General features: G+C 59.9%; 16 protein-coding genes. 3 read left to right on the plus strand and 13 right to left on the minus strand.

From position 1 onward, the window contains the following. Positions 1 to 39 precede the first annotated feature (39 nt). From A6U86_RS22515 to A6U86_RS22560, 10 genes are all read right to left on the minus strand, one after another. Entirely contained in the window at positions 40 to 2,754 is a 2,715-nt protein-coding gene (locus tag A6U86_RS22515; protein WP_068395408.1) for an ABC transporter ATP-binding protein, read from the minus strand. A 224-nt stretch (positions 2,755 to 2,978) separates the two neighbouring features. Continuing rightward, on the minus strand, positions 2,979 to 4,136 hold the full coding sequence (locus A6U86_RS22520) for a glycosyltransferase family protein (protein WP_068396033.1): 1,158 nt from the start codon (positions 4,134 to 4,136) through the stop codon (positions 2,979 to 2,981). Further along, on the minus strand, positions 4,133 to 5,392 hold the full coding sequence (locus A6U86_RS22525; RefSeq protein ID WP_068395410.1) for a glycosyltransferase family 4 protein: 1,260 nt from the start codon (positions 5,390 to 5,392) through the stop codon (positions 4,133 to 4,135). Before A6U86_RS22525 ends, A6U86_RS22520 begins: the two co-directional genes overlap by 4 nt. Before the next feature lie 17 nt (positions 5,393 to 5,409). After that, a complete protein-coding gene (locus A6U86_RS22530) occupies positions 5,410 to 6,624 on the minus strand; it encodes a glycosyltransferase family protein (RefSeq protein ID WP_068395412.1) in 1,215 nt (404 codons plus the stop codon). Between the two features lie 102 nt (positions 6,625 to 6,726). Then, a complete protein-coding gene (locus tag A6U86_RS22535) occupies positions 6,727 to 7,869 on the minus strand; it encodes an ABC transporter permease (protein ID WP_068395414.1) in 1,143 nt (380 codons plus the stop codon). Between the two features lie 29 nt (positions 7,870 to 7,898). After that, positions 7,899 to 8,897, minus strand: coding sequence for an ABC transporter permease (locus A6U86_RS22540; RefSeq protein WP_068395416.1), 999 nt, complete (start codon positions 8,895 to 8,897; stop codon positions 7,899 to 7,901). Further along, entirely contained in the window at positions 8,890 to 10,806 is a 1,917-nt protein-coding gene (locus tag A6U86_RS22545; protein ID WP_068395418.1) for an ABC transporter substrate-binding protein, read from the minus strand. Before A6U86_RS22545 ends, A6U86_RS22540 begins: the two co-directional genes overlap by 8 nt. Then, entirely contained in the window at positions 10,800 to 12,710 is a 1,911-nt protein-coding gene (locus tag A6U86_RS22550) for an ABC transporter ATP-binding protein (RefSeq protein WP_068395420.1), read from the minus strand. The genes A6U86_RS22545 and A6U86_RS22550 overlap by 7 nt, the downstream gene beginning before the upstream one ends. Before the next feature lie 160 nt (positions 12,711 to 12,870). Then, positions 12,871 to 14,208: an adenylate/guanylate cyclase domain-containing protein gene (locus A6U86_RS22555; RefSeq protein ID WP_068395422.1), complete on the minus strand. Its 1,338-nt coding sequence runs from the start codon at positions 14,206 to 14,208 to the stop codon at positions 12,871 to 12,873. A gap of 380 nt (positions 14,209 to 14,588) precedes the next feature. Next, positions 14,589 to 15,764 carry a DUF3095 domain-containing protein gene (locus A6U86_RS22560; protein ID WP_068395424.1) on the minus strand — a complete coding sequence of 392 codons (1,176 nt, stop codon included), beginning with the start codon at positions 15,762 to 15,764 and terminating at the stop codon, positions 14,589 to 14,591. A gap of 146 nt (positions 15,765 to 15,910) precedes the next feature. Between A6U86_RS22560 and A6U86_RS22565 the strand changes: the two genes are divergently transcribed. Further along, positions 15,911 to 16,390 (plus strand): class I SAM-dependent methyltransferase, encoded by a 480-nt coding sequence (locus tag A6U86_RS22565; RefSeq protein ID WP_068396036.1) that lies wholly within the window; start codon positions 15,911 to 15,913, stop codon positions 16,388 to 16,390. Between the two features lie 2 nt (positions 16,391 to 16,392). Here the strand turns inward: A6U86_RS22565 and A6U86_RS22570 are convergent, their stop codons facing one another. Beyond that, complete coding sequence (locus A6U86_RS22570) at positions 16,393 to 17,271, minus strand: FkbM family methyltransferase (protein WP_068395426.1); 879 nt, start codon at positions 17,269 to 17,271, stop codon at positions 16,393 to 16,395. Between the two features lie 71 nt (positions 17,272 to 17,342). Beyond that, positions 17,343 to 19,067 carry an adenylate/guanylate cyclase domain-containing protein gene (locus tag A6U86_RS22575; protein ID WP_068395428.1) on the minus strand — a complete coding sequence of 575 codons (1,725 nt, stop codon included), beginning with the start codon at positions 19,065 to 19,067 and terminating at the stop codon, positions 17,343 to 17,345. A gap of 200 nt (positions 19,068 to 19,267) precedes the next feature. Between A6U86_RS22575 and A6U86_RS22580 the strand changes: the two genes are divergently transcribed. Both A6U86_RS22580 and A6U86_RS22585 read left to right on the plus strand, forming a co-directional pair. Then, positions 19,268 to 20,371 (plus strand): glycosyltransferase family 4 protein, encoded by a 1,104-nt coding sequence (locus tag A6U86_RS22580; protein WP_068395430.1) that lies wholly within the window; start codon positions 19,268 to 19,270, stop codon positions 20,369 to 20,371. Beyond that, complete coding sequence (locus tag A6U86_RS22585) at positions 20,361 to 21,107, plus strand: polysaccharide deacetylase family protein (protein ID WP_068395432.1); 747 nt, start codon at positions 20,361 to 20,363, stop codon at positions 21,105 to 21,107. Before A6U86_RS22580 ends, A6U86_RS22585 begins: the two co-directional genes overlap by 11 nt. 36 nt (positions 21,108 to 21,143) lie before the next feature. On the opposite strand, the gene A6U86_RS22590 is transcribed toward A6U86_RS22585, so the two are convergent. Next, on the minus strand, positions 21,144 to 21,974 hold the full coding sequence (locus A6U86_RS22590) for an MBL fold metallo-hydrolase (RefSeq protein ID WP_068395434.1): 831 nt from the start codon (positions 21,972 to 21,974) through the stop codon (positions 21,144 to 21,146). Positions 21,975 to 22,059 lie beyond the last annotated feature (85 nt).

The following is a 22,059-nucleotide window of genomic DNA, read 5'->3' on the forward strand; positions in this document are numbered from 1 at the left end:
CCAGTGTTCGGCCCCAGTCGCCACTGTCGAGATAGGATATTACGATAACAGTTCTTTGAACATACCATTTTTTTCTAAAAGATCGGTCGTCGAGCCACTTTCGACAAGACTTCCGTGGTCGAAGACCAGAACGCGATCGAACAATTCGGCAAAGCCAGGGTTGGACAGGACCCAGATGATCGCCGGTGCATAGCCGTCGCCGCCGAGTTCACCCAGCACAGCTCGGGCAATCTGATCCTGGACCCGGTGATCGAGCGCCGGCAGCGGACGATTGCAGATAATGTAATCCGCACGTTTCAGAAGCGCGCGGCTAAGATTGAGCTTCTGGCGCTGCACATTCGTCAGGCGCTTGCCGCCGGAGCCGACATCGAAATCCAGACCGATCGACAAGACGCTGTCATGCATGCCGAGACGTTCGAAGACCTCGTACATGATCTGATGAACGCGTTCCGGCGCATTGGCCTGCTGATGCGCGATGCGGCCAAACAAAACATTGTCCATCAATGTCGCGGAGGCCGTGAAGCGCTCGGGATCGTAACGTTCGATGACGCCGGCAAGATCGGCCGGGATATTCTCGTAAAACTTCGCCCGCGCCTGGACGATCTTCTCCATGAGCATCTGCGTCAAGAGACCGAAACGATGGCGTGGCTCGATGTAGGAGAAGCTGAGACGGATGATCGCGGAGCGTTCATCGGCTGTCGCCGCCTCATAACCCTTGCCATTCAGCTTCTGCAGTAGCGCCTCGTAGGTCGGAATGTCTTCCGCCGTCATGAAGGTGAGCTGCTGGAAGAAGGGATGGTCAGGCGGTAGGTCGGTGAAGAGTTCGACGGCGTTTTCAGCAATCTCCAGGCCCATGTCGTAAAGGTCGGAAATCAAGCCGGTCTCTTCGAACAATTGCCGGAAATACGGATGTGCGGCAAGCTTGCGGTTGGTCATCTGCGGCCGCTTCAACGTGCCGAACAACAGATTTTCACCGACAGTCGCCTGCAGATTATAGGCATCGAACTGGAAGGGTACGACGAGCTCTTCGAGCTTCTCTTCCTGAAGCCTCAGCCGCAGGGCCTGCCGAAGTTCGACGATGCGCGACGTCAGATCCAGATGCGTCGCGGTGTCGACACTCGAACGGAGCGCCATGTCGAAGATGTCCTGGGACATGGCGACGGCGTCGAGCACCGGACGGATCACCGAATAGATATCGTCCGGCCCGGTCGCGCCGGCGGCGGCATAATCGACCCAATCGCCATCGAGATCCAGCTCCGGATTGGCGGCGCGGCGTGCCTCGTTCATCCGCCATTTGGCCTTGGTCGCTTCCTCGTCGGTATAGACCGGCGGGATGAGCGGCGCGTGCTTCAGGGCATAGAGAAGATTGCTGCGCAAAGTACCGTGAAAGAAGAAGGTCTCGGAGGACGCATAGGCAATGCGCCGCCCGGTCAGGGACTCCGGCAACTCAAGCAGATCGCGGCCGTCAATGGAGACACGACCGCTGTCGGGCCAGACCAACCGGCCGAATGCTTCGGCGAGATACTCGCCGCCTGCGCCGCTGTCGCCGACGATCGCAACCCGCTCTCCGGGATGAATCTCGACCGAAACATGATCGAGCACGCGGGCACCGCTGTCATCGAGAACGGTCAGGTTGGTCGCAACCAGAGCATGGGTGATGCGGCCGGCGGGTGCCGGCGACAGGACCTGGATTCTCGGATCGATCAGGTTCTCGACGCTGAACTGCTCGACAACCTGATTGTACTTGACTTGAACGTCCTGGCGCGACTGGTCCCAGTCGATCAATTCCTTGAGGGGGCCAGGCAGATCCTTGTAGGCATTGATGACGGCGACCAGCTGACCGATGTCCAACCGGCCCTGCAAGGCGAGGAAGCCGCCAACCAGATAGAACAGGAAGGGCGTGACCTGCGCGAGGAAGTTGTTGATGAACTTCACCATGAACTTCCACTGGTAAAGATCATAGCGGATCGAGAAGATCAGGCCGAGCCGGTGCGCGATATCGGCGCGCTCCAGATTGGTCGTGTCGTTGGCATGGATCGTGCCGATACCGTCGACAATCTCGCCCACACGGCCGGAAAGCTCACGCGCCGTCAGCTGCCGCTGGCGGCCGAGTTCCAGCAGCCGCTTGCGCATGCGTGGAATGACGATCGCCTGCACGGCGACGATGGCAGCCGCGATCATGCCGAGCCAGAAATTCTGCATGATGATGAAGATGAGAGCGGTCACTGCCTGGCCGCCCAGCAACGCGGGCTGCACGAAAGCGTCGCCGGTGAAGCCGCCCATGGGCTCCACCTCATCCTTGATCATGGTCGCGATTTCGGCAGGCTTCACCCGCTTGAAATGGGATGGCGGGAATCGCAGCACGCGATCGATCAGCTCGAAACGGATGCGGCGCAGCATGCGCTCGCCCAGCCGGCCCTTGTAGGTGTTGATATAGAGCTTGAAGAGACCGTTGAGCACGACAAGCGCCAGGAAGACCAGGCTCAGCGCGATCAGCATCCATATGCGGGTGAGCTGCACGCCCTGAAACACTTCGATATGGCCGATCAACGGCACGTCGAAGGCGACATGCATGAAAGTCTGCGTGTCGCCCGGATGCTCGAAGCCCTTACCCTGGATCGGTCCGTTGACGATCTGCTTGGGCAGGTCGAAGGACAGGAAGTAAGGGATCATCGAAGCCGCAACGACCAGCAGTATCCAAATCTGCTCCAGCCGGGTATTCGACCAAATATAACGCGCTAGGCTTTTTTCCATCGCTTATAGCAGGCTTTCAAATTCAAAGGCCCAGCGCCGGCCAGATGCCGGCACTGCTGTTGCAGAACTGCGGGATAGTTTGTTGCGGATGCGTGGCCCCATTGAGAAAAGAGACGCCGCCCGGTCTTTCGTCCACGCTCCCCCCGATTCATCATTTCTTCATTTATATCACAAGATTGCAGGAATCTAGGAGCATAAAACGACAGGAGAGCCCGACTGTCGCGTCACGTCATTTTTCGGCAGACTTCGCCAAGGACGGCCGAGGTTCTGGCCGCACCATCAAGGTCGATATCGGGGTTGTGCGGCTTGGGCCGCGACAGTGCCGTCTCCACGGCGGCCACAAGCAAGTCCGTCGTCAATCCCGCTTCGGGCAGGGTGAGTGCCAGACCAAGCTTTTCCAGCCGCTCGGCCCGAACCGACTGTTCCGTCTCGCCGCCGGCCGTGAAGGGCACTAGAATGGCGCGGCAGCCGGTGACGAGGAGGTCGCCGACGGTGTTGTAGCCGGCCTGGGAAATCGACAGTTCGGCCCCTCTCAGCAAAGACGGAAAATCCCGGCGGAAACGCACCAGCTCGACATTTCCGGGTGCATCCCTGGCAAGATCGGCAAAATCCTGTTCCGGCAGGTTCGGCCCGGTCACCAATAGCCAGCGGCGGTCCATCGCCACGCGGCTCGCAGCCTCCAGCGAGGTGCGAATGAGGTCACGTCCGACAGCCCCGCCGCCAGCCGAAACGACAATGTCGAAGCTCTCGTCAGGCTCCGGCGGCAGGCTCGGAGCAACGAGGCCGGTGTAGACGATCTTGTCGGCAATGGCTTCGGTCAGCGGAAAAGTTTCTTCCAGCCGAACGAAATGAGGGTCTCCATGGACGAGAACGCCATCGAAATGATCGCGAAGCAGCCCCACTGTCTCTTCATCGCGTCCCGGCTTCTTCTGCTGCTGCAGAATATCGCGCACCGAGCTGTAGAGCTTCGGCTTCGGATCGGCCTTGGCGATGGCATCGAGCAGCGGCAGCAGCTCGAAGCGCATCTGTCGCCGCCCGAAGGGAAACGCTTCGATGATAACGACATCAGGCGACGCCTGCCGAAATGCCTCGAGCAAGAGGGCGGATCGATGCGCCAGAAATGCCTCATCGACCGGGTTGCCCGATTGATCGGCAAGCCCGGAGAAGCCGGCGCTGCTGGCGACAACCGGCGGCAGCGTGACCGAGGTCACGTCGTTGCCGGGAAAGCCGTTCACCGGCAGGCCGCCGGTGACGACAGTCACCTGGCCGCCATCCCTGGCAATGGCGCTGGCGATGCGGCTGGCTCGGGCTAGGTGACCGATGCCGAGCAGATGTTGGACATAGAAGAAAACGCGCAAGGAAGGAGACTTTGCCTCTGTCATGCGGATTTCCGCCATTGATCTTCCTTCTGCCACTGCTCCTCGAACAGGCCCGTCAACTGCCGAATGCTGGCGTGGTAGTCGAAATGTTCGCGCACCCGCCTTTCGGCCGCCTCCCCGAGCCTGTGGCGCAGCGCCGGATTGCGGATGGCGAGCTCCAATGCCACGGCGAGAGCCTGCGGATCTTCCGATGGAACGACGAAACCATTCTCCCCCTCTTCCAGCAATTCGGGAACGCCGGAAATATTGGTGGAGACGCAGACGAGGCGCTGGCTGGACGCTTCCACAAGCACATTCGGCAGACCATCGCGATCGCCATCGGCGGCGACGCGGCATGCCAGTGCGAAGATATCCGACTGCCGATAATGCGCAAGCACGTCTTCCTGTGCCAGCGCCCCCTTCCAGGTGATGCGATCGGTAATCCCGAGCGTTTCGGCGAGTGCCTTGAGCTTGGTCAGTCCATCGCCACCGCCGATATGGGTGAAGCGCCAGTTGAGATCACCGGGCAATAGCGCCAACGCCCTCAGCAGCACGTCATAGCCCTTTTTCTCCACCGCGCGACCGACGCTGAGGATAAGAGCCGGGTCGGCGGTCTCCGAACCGTTTCGCGCGGAATGCTCGCCCGCAAAGGAGCCGAAACGATCGAGATCGAGGCCGTGATAACTTAGATGCACATTATCGCGCATCTCGGTCAGGCCACGCATATGATCGAAACCGGTGCGCGTGCAGGTCACTGTCCAGCGGGCTCGGCCAAGCTTTTCGGAAAGCTCCCAGTCCGGCGAAGTCCAGATATCCTTGGCGTGGGCCGAACAGGTCCATGGAATGCCCGTCATGATGCTGGCATAGGCGGTGACGGAAGCCGGCGTGTGGATGAAATGCGCATGCAGCCACTCGCCATTGTCTGGCCATTCATGTGCCAGCACCAATGCCTGACCGAAACGACGCACGCGGTTCGGCGTTAGGTCCCGTTTCAGATCGGCCCAGAACCGCTTGAAAAGCGGTTTGAAGCCGGGCTTGCCGATGCCGGCAAGGAAAGCGCGCAGCACCCTCAACGGCTCGTCGTGCAGATATTCCGGCAGATAGACCACGCGCGCCTTGATCTCGTCGTGAACCGGATGGCGCTTCTTGTCCGTCGGCTTGCGCATCGAAATCAAGGTCAGGTCAAAGCCGGCTTTTTCCAGCCCGAGCAATTCCTGCGCGATGAAGGTTTCCGACAGGCGGGGATAGCCCTTGAGGACCACCAGTATTTTCTTTCGCATCAATACGTTCCGATAACCTATTCGGCAACGATCGATAGCGGCGGGTAGCGCTCACGATCATCAAACCACTCGCCGATCGTGTGCGAAATATGCACCAGCCCTTCGAGGCGCATGTTGCTGCTGCTTGCCGAGGGTGGCGCGCGGTTTGGCAGGCGCTTCAGGGCGGCGGCGAGCTGCTTTGGATCGGCAGACTCTTCCGGCAGCAGCATATCGACCAGCCCCAGTTCGCTTGCCCGCTGCGCACGGATCAGCTGCTCCTCGCGCGGCCGCGTGCGCGGGATGATCAAGGCAGGCTTGTCGAAGGACAGGATCTCGCAATAGGTGTTGTAGCCACCCATAGCGACGACGGCCTTGGCGCCGGCGATCAGCTCTTCCATCTTGTTGTCGAACTCGATCACCTGAAGACAGGCAATCTTGCCGGCGCGCTCCAGCAGCTGATTGCGCTCCCTGGCGGGCATGTAGGGCCCAAGGACGATCAGCGTCCTGTGCGTGAGCGAACTGTCCTGCTCGAAAGCGCTGATGACGTCATCGACCAGATCAGCGCCATCGCCGCCGCCGCCTGTCGTCACCAGAATGTAGTCCTCGTCGGGCACATGCTCCGACTTCGTCCCCAGCGAGGAAACGCTGCGCTGCAGAAAGCCGACGAACTCCATCTTCCGACGGACGCCTGGGGGCACCTCGAGGCCGACAAGCGGATCATGGAAATCCGGCGGGCCGTAAACCCACACGCGATCGTAGTATTGATCGATCTTCTGCAGGACGTTGTTCTTCTTCCACTCTGCCTCAAGCAGGTGCGGCGCGTCCATGACATCGCGCATGCCCAGGACCAGCGTCGTGCCGCGCGACTTCAAATAGGTCAGCGTTTCCTCGACCTCGCCCTTGAGCCCCAGGGGCTCCTTGTCGACGATGAATACGTCGGGCTGAAAGGTCTCGGCTGTGTGGCGGATGATCGACTGCCGCATCTTCAGCGTTTCCTGAAGGGCGACATGGCTAGCCATCGACGTATATTCGCCGTCACGCAGCTTGATGACGCTCGGCACCTTGACGAAATCAACGCGCGACCGGTAGTCGAAAGCACCGGCGATGGTTGCGCCGGAAACAATCAGCACATTCAGCCCGCGATAATCCTCGACAAGCGCATGCGCGATCGTCCGGCATCGCCTGAGATGGCCGAGACCGAACGTATCGTGGCTGTACATGAGGATTCGAGCATCTTCTAAGCGCCGCTTCATGGGCAAAACCTCTGGGGGATGAAAGTCATGTACGTGGTATGTCGGCACGCGACATCCACGTCCGCTCCTCGAATTGCAATCCTGTCTTTGCCGTTCACCCTGCTATTTGTAGGGATCGGCGGCATCGCGCAAGCCATCTCCTAAAAAGTTGAACGCCAGAATGACCAAAATCACTGGGATCATCGGAAAAAGCAGCCATGGATAAAAGGCGATTACGCTGACATTCTTGGCCTCGGTCAACAGAATGCCCCAGCTCGTGATCGGCGGACGCAGGCCCAATCCGAGAAAACTGAGGGCTGTTTCGCCGAGAATCATGCTTGGAACCGAGATAGTCGCCGTCGCGATCAGATGCGACATGAACCCCGGTACCAGATGCCGGCCGATGATGCGCCGGGTCGGCGCACCCATCAGCTGCGCGGCAAGAACATAGTCTTCCTCTCGCAGGGATAGAAGCTTGGAGCGCACCGCGCGCGCAAGTCCCGTCCAGTCGAGGATGCCGAGAATGATGGTAATGCCGAAATAGACGATGATCGGGCTCCAGCTCACCGGCATGATCGCCGCCAGCGCCATCCATAACGGCAGGCTCGGCAGGGACTGCAACACCTCGATCACCCGCTGCACGAGAAGATCGAAGATCCCGCCATGATAGCCAGCCAGGCCGCCGATGACGATGCCGAGGACGAAGCTGATGGCAATGCCGATCAACCCGATCGTCAGGGAGATGCGCGCGCCATAGATGATGCGCGACAGCACATCCCGGCCCAGCCGGTCGGTTCCGAGCAGATACATCTGGCCGCCAACGGCCGGGCAGACGACATGGACGTTTGAATCAACCAGCCCCCAGAAACGATAGGCATCGCCGCGGCAAAAGAAGCGGATCGGCTGCACGTCGGAGGGGTTTTCGGTATAGACCCTGCGCAGCGTATCGATATCGAGCGTCATCTTGCGGCCATAGACAAACGGCCCGACGAACTCGCCATTGTTGAAAAGGTGAATGGCCTGCGGTGGCGAATGAATATAATCGACATTGCGGGTGTGCAGCCCGTAGGGCGCCAGGAATTCCGCAATCAGGATCGTGCCGTAGCACAGCAGCAGGAAGATGCCGGACGCAAGCGCCAGCCTGTGCTTCTTGAACTTCCACCACATCAGCTTCTTTTGCGAGGCCATGTAATAGCGCGTCTGGCCGGCAGACATGGTTTCGAACTGATCCGGATCGAAATCCGCGCTCGAGACATAATGCTCCATGGGTGCGCCGGGGCTTGGCAGGGGTACGTTCACTTTGTGCTCCTGCCTTGCAAGCGGATACGGGGATCGAGAAAGCCGAGGGCGATATCGGAGATCAACACCCCGATAACGTTGAGAAAGGCCAGGAACATCAGGAAGGAGCCGGCAAGATACATGTCCTGGCTCTGCAAGGCCCTGATCAGCATCGGGCCTGTCGTTTCAAGCGACAGCACGATGGCGGTGATTTCAGCACCCGATATGATCGAGGGAAGAATCGACCCGATATCAGCCACGAAAAAGTTCAGCGCCATGCGCAACGGATATTTCACCAGCGCTCTCAAGGGATGCAGCCCCTTGGCGCGCGCGGTGATGACATATTGCTTCTGCATCTCGTCGAGCAGGTTGGCGCGAAGGCGGCGGATCATACCGGCCGTACCCGCCGTTCCGACGATGATGACCGGGATCCAGAGATGCGAGAGGATCGAGCGCGCCTTTTCCCAACTCATCGGCTGCGACAGATATTGCTGATCCATCAGATGGCCGATGGACACGCCGAACCAGACCTGGGCGAAATACATCAGGATCAGCGCCAGCATGAAATTCGGGATGGCGATGCCGAGCAGCCCGAGGAAAGTCAGGCTGTAGTCGCTCCAGCTATATTGATGGGTGGCGGAATAAATGCCGATCGGGAACGCGATCAGCCAAGTCAAAAGGATCGTCGTCATCGACACGAGGATGGTCAGCCACAAGCGATCGCCGACCACATCCGATACCGGCAGCTGATATTCGAAGGAATAGCCGAAATCGCCATGCAGCATGCCGGCGACCCACCGCACATATTGCACCGCCACAGGCTGATCGAGCCCGTATTCGTGACGAAGGTCCTGTATCTCCTGCAGGTTTGCCGTCTCACCCTGGGCGCGCAGCTCGGCGATCTGGCTTTCGAAGAAATCGCCCGGCGGCAACTGGATGATGGTGAAGACCAGCATCGAGATCACCAGCAGTGTCGGGATCATCACCGCAATGCGCCAGAGAATGTATTTAAGCATTGGGTCGATCCTCCTTCATCCAGAAGGTATCCGGCATGTAGACGCCGAGAAAACAGGTGGGATCGAAGCCGTAGAGCGCCTTTTCAGGCACGTTCTGCATGCGGGCCGAATGCACGATCGGCTGGAACGTGGCATTGATCAGGCCGATGGAGAAAACCTGATCGGTATAGGTCGCCAGCATCTTGTGCCAGACCTCGGCGCGCTCGAAGGAAGACGCCGCCGTTTCCCATTCGCGAAGCAGCTTCACGAGCTCCGCGGCTTCGGGCACATCCGGCGCCACCCCCTGGGTCTCGCGCGAGAGATAATACATGCCCCAGAGCGGCCATTGCATCTGGTCGTCCATCGTCGGTGCAAGTTCGCCGGGATTCATGTCGGCTGTCGCCACACCGTTGTCGAGGCCATACCACAGCGACATCAGGATCCGGCCGCCCATGGCGCGGCTGCGGAATATATCACGCTGGGAAACGCGGACGAAAAGCGCAATGCCGACCTTGCGCCAATGATCGGTGACAAGCTCCAGCACATCGGAATCCAGTGTGCTTTCACCCGGCGTCTCGACGGTAATCTCCATGCGGCGACCGTCAGGCAAAAGGCGGGTCCCGTCTTCGTCGCGCTTGTCGAGGCCAGCCGCATCCAGCAGCGCATTGGCCTGATCCGGGTCATGGGAGATCCAGGCAGCCGCATATTCCGGCCTGTAGAGCGGGCTGTCCGGCAGGACAGTATCCGCACTTTCCGTTCCAAGGCCGTAGAAGACGGCCATGTTGATCTCGTGCCGATCGATCGCCAGAGACAATGCGCGCCGCACCCGGACATCACGCAGCACGTCCCGCCATACGGCATCAGCGCTGTTGAGGTTCGGGAAGAGCGCTACGCGCGAACCGCGCGCCGCCTTCCAGAGATTGACCTTGATGGGATAAAGCTTCTCGCGTTCCTTCAGGAAGGTGTAATCGTTGAAATCGATCCCGGTCGCCTGCAGGTCGCTTTCCCCGGCACCGGTCTTGGCGGCAATGATCGCCGACGAGCTGATGTTCAGGATGAAGCGATCAATATAGGGCAACTGCCGGCCATTCTCATCGACGCGATGGAAATACGGGTTGCGCTCGAAGACGAACTGTTCGGCTGGCGGCGCGGTCGTGTTCCTCCAGGGGTCGAGGACAGGCAGATTGGGATTTTCCGGGCGATAGGATCGCCCCATCTTGATATGGAGATCCTGCCATTTCTTCACCCGCTTCTCCTGCATCAGCGCGGAAAGACGAATGCTATCCTGATATTTCTCATGGAACTGCTTCAGGTAGTGGCTGGGCCCGAGAATGACGAGCGGCTGCGGGGCGGCGAGGCTCGGCAGGAAATCCGGATTGGGATCATCCCATGAATAGCGCACCGTCAGCTCATCAAGCACTTCGAAACGTGGCAGGCTGCCGTGTGGGCGCAGTTCGAGCGCGCCGCCGCCGGGTGTCAGCTTCTTATTGAGGATCACGTCCTCCCACCAATAGCGAAAATCATTCGCCGTCAGGGAATGTCCGTCGGACCACTTATGTCCGTCACGCAGCTTGAAGGTGAAGACCGTATCGTTGATCGCGGAATAGGATTCCAGGATATCCGGCTGCAACGTCAGCGTCCGGTCATAGCCGACGAGACGGGCATAGCCGTAGACCGTCATGAAACGGAGATCGTTCTGGCTGCCGATGATGGTGCGCACCGAGCCGCCATAATGGCCCGGCGTTCGCCCCATCGCGGCGACGTTGACGATGCGCGGAAATTTCGGCAGGCGCTTGGCAAGATGCGGCATCTGGCCTGCCCTGAGCCAATCGGCCAGATAATCGGGCTCGTTGTCGACATCCGCCGCGATAACAGGCGCCGGAAGCACGGTCGAGGCCAGCAGGCCGAGAAAGGTTCGGCGGGTTACCATGTGCGCAGCTCCTCGATATCGGCGCCTCGGCGCGCACGAACGAAATGCCCTCCGCCCAGATCCGCATAGGCCAGGTCCGCATCCCCCCCTTCGGAAAATTGCGGTCCCCATTTCTGTCTGGCTACCGGCCCTTCGCTGTTCACCGCGGAGAAATCCAACGGACGATCGAGATCGGGGAACGGGACGGCTGCAAGCAGCGAGCGCGTATAGGGATGAACGGGATCACGCAGAATGATCTCGCGCGGCGCGATTTCGACGATGCGGCCCCGCGCCATCACAGCAATCCGGTCGGCCATGTAATCGACAACCGCCAGATTGTGGGAAATGAACAGATAGGTCAGGCCGAGTTCCTTCTGCAAATCCTTGAGAAGATTGAGGATCTGTGCCTGCACCGAAACATCGAGCGCGGAAACCGGCTCATCCAGGATCAACAGCTTCGGCCCGAGGGCCAGGGCACGCGCGATGCCGATGCGCTGGCGCTGGCCACCGGAGAAGCTGTGGGGATAGCGGCTCAGATAATGCTTATCGAGCCCGATCGCCTGCATCAGCGCCTTGACCTTTTCCTTGCGCTCGGCGTGGTCTCCATGCCCATGGATCTCCAGCGGTTCGCTCAGGATATTGCGAATTGTCATGCGCGGAGAGAGCGACGACACGGGGTCCTGGAAAACCATCTGTATCTTGGTGCGCAGATCCATCAGCTCTCCGCCCTTGACGGAGAGGACATCGATCTTGCCACTGCCATCGTCAAAGCTCACCGAGCCGACGTCGGCGGTGATCGCCCGCATCAGGATCTTGCTGACCGTCGTCTTGCCGCAGCCGCTTTCGCCGACCAGCCCAAGACATTCGCCGCGGCGGATGTCGAAGCTGACATCGTCGACCGCGCGAAACTTCGCGCCATCCCGCCGCCCGAACAGGCCACCGGCCTTGGAGCTGAAGGTTTTCGTCAGATTGCGCACGCTGAGCAGCACCTCGGGCGCGGTAGCAGTGGTATTCGTATCGCCAACGAGAAGCTTCTTCTTGCCGGAAAATGTTCCGAGATTGACGGGAACATCGCGCAGGGATTTCAACCGCTCTCCCGGCTTCATGTCGAAATGCGGCACCGCGGTCATCAAGGCCTTGAGATAGCGATGCTGCGGTCGACGGAAGATCTCCTCGACGGGACCGGCTTCCATGATCTCGCCATGATAGATGACAACGACCTCATCGGCCATGTTGGCGACGACGCCGAGATCATGGGTGATCAAGAGCATCGCCATGTTGAGCGTCTTCTGGAGATTGCGCAGCAGACCCAGAATCTGCGCCTGGATGGTAACATCCAACGCCGTGGTCGGCTCGTCGGCGATCAGCAGCGCCGGGTTGCAGATCAGCGCCATCGCGATCATCGCGCGCTGGCGCATCCCGCCCGAGAGCTGAAAGGGATACATGTCGAAGGTGTGGTAGGGATCCTGAAAGCCGACGAGGCTCAGCATCTCTTCGGTCTTCTCGCGCTGTTCCGTCCTGCTGATGCCCGGGCTGTGGATGCGCAGCGCCTCGCTGATCTGATTGCCGACCGTGTGCAGCGGCGACAGCGAGGTCATCGGCTCCTGGAAAATCTTGGCCATGCGAGCACCGCGCAGCTTGCGCATTTCCGCGCCATCACGCGGCAGCTGCAGAATATCAGTCGTCTTGCCGTCGAGTGGATCGGTGAACAGAATGCGGCCCGACGCCTTTGCAGGGGTCGGCAGAATTCCCATGATCGACTGGCTGATGATCGACTTTCCGGAACCGGATTCGCCGACCAATGCCGTGACCTTGCCTGGAAGTACTCTCAAGCTGGCGCTCTTGACCACGTCCAGCTTGTCCCCATACAGCGAGAACGAAACGTCGAGGTTCTCAATACGCAGTAGATCAGTCCCTGACGCCATACATATTACTTCCCGCTCACATGACCTTTGTGGCCTTATACGGCACACTAACGTAGGCCATAACGGGTGTCTAGCTGGTCAAAGTGGTGGGGAGACTGTTAAAAAACTGTCGTCTTTCCAGTGATATATCGGCTTATGCTGAACTGGCGGGCCGTGAAGGTTACGAAGCGAAGTTTTCGACTTGAAGACGGCTCTCGAACTTCTTGGCATCCCTGTGCAACAGAATGACCTGTTCGGCCTCTGACAGACCGTCCGGCGCAGCTTCGTCGAAAATCGCTGCCGGACTGGCCCCAACGGAGGCGGCCTTCGGATAGACGACGGTGAAGCGCTGGCGCACGCCTCTCAGTTTTTCCTCACCAAGTGTCCCCCATTCGCAGTCGGTATAGCCGGAAAATGCCTGGCTCGCGACGACCTCCGTCGCATATTTCTTCGTCAATGTTTGCAGCCGCTCCACCTCATTGACGGCAGCGCCGAAGGCCGAGAACGTCAGGCGATCCTTCAATCCGACATTGCCGAACATGACGTTGCCGACATGCAGGCCGATACCATAGCGCACTTCGCTCAGGCTGCGCTCCTGGCGATCCTTGTTCAAGGCGATGACGCGGCGCTGAGCCTCGAAGACGGCCGAGAGTGCCGCCTCACACGCAACCCTGGACGGGTCCTTGTGCCGGCCGCAGGGATAGACGGCGAGAAATCCGTCGCCGAGAAAGCTCAGGATTTCGCCGCCATTGCGGTTGAACGGCGCGGCGATCGCATCGAAGAATTCGTTCAGCGTATCGATATAGGCCTGCCGCCCCTCTTTTTCGGCATAGACAGTGGATTGCCGCATATCGCCCATGACCAGTGCGGCACGGATCGTCTCGCCGTCACCACGGCGGATCTGGCCGTTCAAGACGCGCTTGCCGGCATCGCCACCCAGATAAGTCGTCAGCATGTTGTTGGCGAGCCTGCCAAGAACCGCCATCTTGGCAGCCATTGCGAGATGGTTCTGCATGCGCATCAGCGCGCCGATCATCTCTTCGCTGAAGCCGCCAATGCTGTCGGTAGACCAGGAGCCCATCATGCCCTGTACCGAACCGGCGCCAAAGGTCTGCACGAAGGCCAGGTAATCCGTCACCTTCTCCTTGCGCAGATCGTCGAAGATCGGAAACTCCACGGCGCCATCCACATCGATCCGGCGGCGCAAATGCTGAAGATTGTTGGACAGAAGGTAGAAATAGGGGCTCTGCACGAAGCGCTCCGGCTTCTCGTTGACATGCCGGTAGCCCTCGATCGTCAACCCGCCGGCCCGCCGCCAGGTGAAACCGAGCGCGTCGTAGAGCGGATGCAGCATCGAAAAGGTCAGGTGCACCCGCGCAACCGGAAGTCCGGACGCCGCCATGCGTTCGCAGAAGCCGCGAACGATGTTTTCGAGGTTTTCACCCGTCAACGCCGCCTGCGTGAGCCACTCTGCAACCTTATCGAGAAGAATGTCGGAAACAGTCGAATGAATAGTCATTATTCCCCGCGGCCTATCTTGCTACAATCAATGCTCCGCCCCAGCAACGCAGCCGGCGCCAATCCCCGGAGTAACCGCTTGGACGCCTTCCGGCCTATCGGCTCAGGTCGGATGAAACAATGATATGAGGCGGCGGCACTCTTGTTCGGGCAACCCGATTTGTGCCGACACCAAAAAGGATTTTGCCATACTTCCCCGCGCCCGGCGCCCAGGAAGTCCAGCAGAACACAGCCGCGAAAATCGCCGACTCTCGTTTTGTTCTCTTTCAGATAAGGCGAACATACCGCTGAAACAATGGGAAAAAAGCGAGTTGAGACGATAAAATTGCCTCGACGATGAAATAGCCGGCAAAATGCCGCGCCACTCCGGCATCGAGAACATCATTCGCCGGCGGCGAGCTCGGAGACCCCCTTGCCGCGTAGCGCCATGGCGGCCATGGCATAACCGCCGCTTGCCCCGTCGATGAAATGCATGTGGTCGCGCATCAGCGGCGTCGGCACGAAACAGGTCATCAAGGCGCTGTCCTGCCGATGCAGTCCATAGCGACAGACACCCTCCGCCTCGGCCTGACGCAGCCGTGCTTCAATATGCGAGAGCTGCACCGCATCGACATCGATGGTCATCTTCAGGCCGTCGTCGAATTTACGAAAATCGGAATTCAGGGCGATGTCGCTCCTGTAGACCTTGGGGTCGAACACCGCCATACGAAGCTTGAACTTGTCGAGGATGCAGACGAGGCCGATCTGGGCGGCAATGGCGAGCTTGCGCCGCCAGCGATTGGCAACGGATGCCAGCGCGCGCGCCTCCATGTCGATACCACCGAAAACCAGCGCCGTCGTCGGACCTTCAGCCGGCACAGGATGGCCATCGCGGCTCTGCTCCCTGGAAATGGCGATGATATCGGCGACGAGCTGCTGGAACTTCGCGCTGTTGCCACTCTCGCCGGGAACCGCGATGATCGAGACGATCTCACCATTATGGGCCTTGATCGGATTCCAGCGGCAGGATAGGCCCGTCAGATCCGGCCGTACCTCCGGCGCTGCCGCCTCGACGATGAAATTGCCGGCCTTCATCTGCTTTTCAGCCCAGCTCGTGCCGCCGCCCAGGAACATCGCATAGGAGACATATTCGCTGGGGCCGAAGCGAGCGACCATCACATCCAGCCCTTCGCTGCGAACCGCCGACATCGGCACGAGCGCGGTGCGCAGGTCGAGCTCCAATTCTTCCTTGACCCAGCTTCGCACCGCCGCCAGCGCTTGCCGCACCCGCGCCTCTCCCGACGGCGGAATGGCGACCAGGGCGCCGTCGCCACCGAAAACGAAGGGATAATCGCCCTTGTCCAATGCGTTGAGCACGGCGGAAATCACGCTGGCGCCGGCCATGTTGACGGATTTGTAGTGACCGGAGGCAATGGCCTTTGTCGAGCTGACGATATCGGCGACAGCCAGCAGCCAGCCATCCGGAAGAGGACTGTAATTGTTGCTGTCGGTAACGCCCTCGAAACGCGTGAAAACCGCCAATCTATGGAAGAAATCATCGTTGGATGGCTCGACCATGACAGTTCCCCCTTTCACGAGCGCCGCGACAATCTATCCCTACAGCAAATGTGCCGAAAAACCAGCCGGCGGTCGACGCGACGAGGTGGGCCGTGCTAGGTCGACTGGGCAAGAGGCATCAGAACGCCAAGGATAAGACAGATACGATGAGCCGCCTGGATAGTTTCATTCGCCGCCTGAGCGCTCAGCGCGACATCCTCAACGCAGTAGCCGATGATGTCAGGACGCTTGAGGGCCCCGTGCTGGAACTCGGCCTCGGCAATGGCCGCACCTTCGACCATCTGCGCGAACTTTTCACCGATCGCCGCATCGTAGCCTTCGATCGTGCCGTCAACGCCTATGGCCCGTCAATGCCTGCAGCGGACGATCTTGTTCTCGGTGAAATCAAGGATACGGCGAGCGAGTTCATTGGCTCAGGCGCCTCGCTTGCCCATGCCGATATCGGCACCGGCTACGAAGACAAGGATGCCGTGACACTGACTTGGCTTCCACAGACCATGGCCGGCGTGCTGGCGCCAGGCGGCTTTGCGGTCAGCGGCCTGCCTCTCGAACACCCCGATCTCCAGCCCTTGCCGCTACCCGACAGTGTCAAGGAAGGGCGCTATTTCATCTATCGACGCAAATAGGTTCAGCGCAAAAACAGCACATCAAACTGCTCGCCTTCGGTCGGAAGATCGATGACCTTCATGGCCTGTTCCCGGTCTTCGAAGAAGGCAAGGCATTCGCTGTAGTGGCTGGCAAGATCGCCGACGAATGCCTCGGCTTGAGCCTTGCCGTAGAAGGCCGGCGTGAATTCCATGTAGAGCGGCACCTTGCGGGCCATCAGCGCCTGCATCGATCGGCAGGCCACGGGTTCATAGCCCTCAATATCCATCCAGATCAGCCCGACATCGGCCGGATCTGCGCCTGCCTCGAGGAGAATGTCGGTGACGGGCCGGACGGGAACCGAGATCCTTTCGTCGCTTGCGCTCTGGCGCAAGGCGCTGCTCTTGCCGTGATTCTTGTGGTTAAGGTAGAAATCGAGCTGCCCGCCGCGATCGCCGGCGGCGCAATTGACCGCCGTGACCATCTCCTGCAGCCGATTGTCGGCGATGTTCGCCGACAGCAGCCGAAAATTACGAGGGTCCGGTTCCACGGTAACTATGCGGCCATAAACCCCGCTGAGTGCAAAATAGCAGGTCTGCGTGCCGATATTGCCGCCGAGCTCCAACAAGGTCGTGCCCTTGCGCAACAGGCCGCGCTCACGCAGCACGCTCAACAACCGGTCGACATGATCGCGCTCGAAATGCCCTTTGCGAAAAACCTTGCGACCGATGTAGTCAGCCGGCGAAAAGCTCAGGATATGGTCGCCGCAATCGACCGTCATGCTCTTGACCCGCGGCCCAAGCGCGCTGACGAGAATATCGCGGCCGAGGCGCGTGTCGAACAGACGGGTGGCAATCGCATCCCGCTTGTTGCGAAAGGCGCGCCGCCAATATTTTCTGGTGAGGATCTTGCGGTCGAACATGCGCCTTCCCTACACCAGCGCTCTTGCGTTGCAAACGGGTGATATCACGCGGTGCGGCCAAGCCCGCAGCCTCAGGCGAAGCGGCTGCTCGCCTCCTTCGAGACGATATAGACGCGCAAGGGCTCGCCACGGCCTCGAACGGCAATCTCGCGGCTCTCGACACCGTCGACATCGATTTCCGAAAGCCGGGCCACCGGCTCCGAAAAGACAAGCGCGGTGTTATACTCCTTGGCGACGCTTTCCAGACGGCTGGCAACATTCACGGTATCGCCGATTGCCGTCACGTTCTTGACGCTGCCATATCCCATCGAACCGACCACGGCCAAACCGGTATGAAGACCGATGGCGATTTCGAGAGGTGCCGCCAGCTCGTCCGCCAATTCGGCACTGAGCTTGTCGATTTCCCGCAGGATCGCCGCCGCTGCCTTCAGCGCCTGACGGTTTGCCTCTTTGGGCGTGGTGCGAAGACCGAAGAGCGCCATGGCGCCATCGCCGATGAACTTGTCCATCCGGCCGCCATTTTCTTCGATGATGCGACCGACGATCGCGAAATATCGGTTGAGCAGGAAGACGATGTCGAAGGGCAGACGTTCTTCCGTCAGCGCGGTGAAGTGGCGAAGGTCGCAAAAGAACACGACGATATCACGCTCGCGACCGGGGCTTGCGGCCTGCGTGTATACCGGGATCGTCGCCTCGGCCATGGGCGTTAGCAGCGGCACGACACTGACATTTCCCGTCGGCCGCAGCTGACAGGCCAGCCTGACATCCGGCGTGGCGCCGATGCGGTTCAGCGTCTTCTGTTCCATTGATTCAGGCGGCGGCAGGTTTTCGGCACCCTCGATGATCTGGACGCGACAGGTGGAGCATTGGCCCTTGCCGCCGCAGACCGAATAATGCGGGATCCCGCCAAGACGGCTTGCCTCCAGCACGCTGAAGCCGCGGGGCGCCTGCACGACCTCGCCGCCCGCATAGCGAATGGCGACCTGAAACTGGCGTTCGCGCATCCGGCGATGTGCGCGGAAGCCGAAAAGACCGACGATCGACAGGCTGAAAGCCCCGTAAAATCCGGCGCGGTAAGGCCATAGGGCATCGGCGATCTGACTGCCTGGAACGGAGCCCCTCTCGCCGAGGCTGCGCACGTCGCTGTAATAGCCGCCAGGATAGCCGCGCTCATCCTCCTGTGCTGCCTCATGCGTAACGACCTTACCCATGGCGGCAAAACCGAGCAGGGCGAGAATCGGAAGAACGATGGCGAAGGACAGCAATACCGGGGAGATCGCCATGTACCAGGGGCGAAAACGCAGCCAGAAGTGAACGCCGATGCAGCCGTGAACCCAGATGATAACAAGCAGAAACGCCTGGCGTACACCACTCGACGGCGATGTCAGCCACAGCGTGCGTACGATCGCCTTGTAGGTATCGTGATAACCGTAAACATCATGCACGATGCGCGTGGCGACGATGTGATCGATGAGGAGAAGAGGCACCAGCAGGCCGGTAACGATCTGGAAAGCCTCGCCGGGGGGCATGACCAATGTGCGGCGCCTGTAGAGAAGCCGCAGGACGAGCATGATATGGACGATCAGCGCGCCGTAAAGGAGAACCGTGCCGACGGGATTGCGCCACACGGCCATGAACCAGTGCTGTGCACGCTCGGCCATGCCAAGGGAAATGAGGCCTAGAGAATGATTGGCCAGATGCATGATCACAAAGCTGAAAACGATCAAGCCGGAGCCAAGGCGGAACTTGCGCACGAGACGGTCGGAAATGATTGGCTTTCTTGCCTCGATGGTCATCGAACCCAATGTATATTGTCCGTTCACAACAGAAGCGAAAACGGTTATCGCCTATTCATCTAGCCGCAACGCCGCGCACTGTCGAGAATGCGGCTTTTTGAAGCAGGGACCTTATTGTCACGCAACCGGTCGAAATTCGGGCAATCCTCTCACAATCCGGGCTCCTGCCATCACTTAATTGTCAACCGTGTGACAACAGCATGAAGATCGCCTTCTACGCTCCGCTCAAATCTCCCACTCATCCGGTGCCCTCGGGCGACCGGCTGATGGCGCGGCAGATCATGGCGGCGCTTGGAATGGCCGGGCACCGGGTCGAAGTCGCATCGGAGCTGCGCAGCTTTACGGCGACCCCGGACGCAGGACCGCGCGGCGAGATCGCCCGGCAGGCAGAGGGTGAGGTGAGCCGGCTGCTCGACGGTTGGCAAGGCGAGCCGCTACCCGACCTTTGGTTCACCTATCACCCTTACTACAAGACGCCGGATCTTATCGGCCCACCAATCGCCGGACACCTCAGTATTCCCTATGTCACCGCCGAAGCCTCTTACTCCAGGCGCCATGACGACAATGGCTGGGGCGAAAACCAGCGATTGATCGCCAATGCTGTGCGCCTGGCCGCCGTCAATCTGTGCTTCACCGAGCGGGACCGGGTCGGCCTTGTGGATGCGATCCCCGATGGTCGCTACGAACGCTTCCTGCCTTTCATAGATACATCCCTGTTTGCACAGCCACCCTCACCCCCAGACCCGCGGCGAATGATCAGCGTCGCCATGCTGCGCAAAGGCGACAAATTCGAAAGCTATGTCATGCTGGCAAAGGCGCTCGACCTCATCCGCAATGAGGACTGGACGCTGACCATTATCGGCGACGGACCGATGCGCGCCGAGGTAAGAGCCTTGTTTTCAACTTTCGCTGACGACCGGATCATCTGGCGCGGAGAGCGCACGGCCCCGGAGATTGCAGCGGAGCTTGCGACCGCCGGGATCTATGTCTGGCCGGGCAATAACGAGGCCTATGGCCTCGCCTATCTTGAGGCGCAAGCTGCAGGTCTGCCCGTAGTGGCGCAAGCGACAGCGGGCGTGCCGGAAGTGGTCAGGGCCGGCGTAACGGGACTGCTGACACCAGCCGGCGACGTCGAAGCCTACGCCAATGCCATCGCGCGGCTTTTGAACGACGAAGCGCAGCGGCGGAGCATGGCCAAGGCAGCGCACCGCTTCGTGCATGAGGAGCGCTCCCTGGGCGCGGCATCGAAGCAGCTTGAAACCATTCTTCGGAAACATCTGGGAGACACCTATTATGAGCGATAGAGCCGACTGGCAGCCCTTGCGCGATGAGTTGCGCCGTTGGACCGAGGCGGGACGCAAGGCGAAGTTCTGGTTCCGGGACGACGACGCCATCGAACCCACCCCTGCCCTCGACCGGCTGCTGTCATTATCCGATCGCTTCGATGTGCCGATGGCATTGGCCGTCATCCCCGGACCGACCGGAGAGCCGCTAGCGGAACGCCTGGCAGGCCAAAACCGCGTCACCGTCACCGTCCATGGCTGGATGCATCAGAACTATGCGCCGGATGAGACGAAGAAGCAGGAACTCGGCCTGCATCGGCCACAGGCTGCTGTGCTCGATGAGCTGCATCGCGGCTTCGACAAGTTGAAGGCGCTTTATCCCGCGCAGTTTCTGGCCATGCTGGTGCCGCCTTGGAACCGCATCGACGATGCATTGCTGCCTCATCTCGCGCCCTTCGGATACCGCGCCGTCTCCGTCTTCGGCTTGGCGAAGGAGGCGCCGATCACGCTGGTCAACACCCATATCGACATCATGAGGTGGCACGGCGTGCGCGGCGGCCTTCCGCATGAGGGATTGATCGCGCGGCTGGTGGAAGAGCTCCAGAACCGCTTCAACGGCAATGACGAGCCGATCGGCGTGATGACGCACCATCTGGTGCATGACACCGTCGCATGGTCTTTCGTCGAGGCATTGTTTGAGGAAACGGCCGGCCATGCCGCCATAGAATGGCGGCCGGTCGGCAATTTTGTGCGTTAGCCGCCATTTACGGATCCGGGCGTCGCACGGAAGCATTCAGAGCTGTAGCGATTGCCCGTCAAAGGCCATGAACGCGCCGGGAAAACTCTTCTGCGCATCCCGCTGCAACTCGTCCAGTTCGGCGTCGGTGCGCGCCGGCGCATGATGAAAGAGGGCAAGGCGCTTGACGCCGGCCTTCTTGGCAAGCTTGACGCCTTCCTGCCAGGTGGAATGTCCGAAGCCCAGATGCTTCGGCATCTCCCCTTCGGTATAGGTCGCATCATAGATGGCGAGATCGGCATCGGCCATCAGAGCAAGCGCGGTCTCATCGAGTTTGCCGGCCACATGCTCAGTATCGTAGATCATGGCGATCACCCGGCCGGACCATTCGATGCGATAACCGATACAACCACCGGGATGGTTCAGCCGAGCCGTATGCATGACGATGCCCGGATGCGGCTTTAGCGTGTCCTCGGCGGTGAAATCGCGAAAGTTCATCGTCGCGCGACAGATATCGGGTTCGACGGGGAACCATGGCGGTCGCATGAACTGGCCGATCATCTGCCGGGTCGTCGTCTTGCCGGCCAGATGGCCCGACCAGAGATCGACGCTGACCCTCGGATCATAGATGGCACTGAAGAAAGGCAGCCCGATAATATGGTCGTAATGCGAGTGCGTGAAGAAGAGATCGATGTTGCGAACCCCCTCCTTTGCAAGCGATACGGCCGCCTCGCGCAGCCCTGTTCCGGCGTCGAAGAGAATGTGCCTGCCGTCATGTCTTAACTCTATGCACGACGTATTCCCGCCGTACCGCTCAAATTCCGGTCCCGATACAGGTATGCTTCCCCGCACGCCCCAAAATTTCAGCTCGAAACTATCGTTGTTCATGGAAGTTTTTACACCATTCCCCTTTCGGTCAAAAAAAGCACACTTTTGCCACCATGCGAAGCCAGCATTTTCCAAAAGTTGTACC

Origin of the sequence: Rhizobium sp. AC27/96, from assembly GCF_001692325.1 — a bacterium.
GTDB lineage: Bacteria > Pseudomonadota > Alphaproteobacteria > Rhizobiales > Rhizobiaceae > Rhizobium.